This is a genomic window from Mesorhizobium sp. WSM4976 (genome assembly GCF_029625685.1).
GTDB lineage: Bacteria > Pseudomonadota > Alphaproteobacteria > Rhizobiales > Rhizobiaceae > Mesorhizobium.
Window position 1 is genome coordinate 1 of record NZ_JARTVT010000121.1, and the last position, 331, is coordinate 331.

At 55.0% G+C, this 331-nt stretch carries 1 pseudogene; it reads left to right on the forward strand.

The features are described from left to right. Positions 1 to 331 (forward strand): annotated as a pseudogene (locus P9272_RS35985) (recombinase family protein); the annotation flags it as partial.

Below are 331 nucleotides of genomic sequence, written 5' to 3' on the forward strand. Positions count from 1 at the left end.
GAGCCTTTTGAAAACGACGGCAGCATGGTCTCAACCATCGTCAAGAACCTTAAGCGCGTCATGGCAAGCGAGTACAGTCGGGAACTCTCGGCGAAAATTTCAAGGGCGCAGACGCAGCAGGCTGGCCTTGGGTTCAAACAAGGCGGTCCATTGCCCTATGGGGTAAGACGTATGTTGATCAGCAAAGACGGGCAGCCTCGTTTTCTTCTTGGGCCGGGCGAAGAAAAGGGGCTGAGCACCGACCGCGTGATTTACGTTCCGGGACCTCCTGAGGAGCTTAAGATCGTTAGGCGCATCTTTCGGATGTTTGTCGATCAGAGGCGAAGCATCC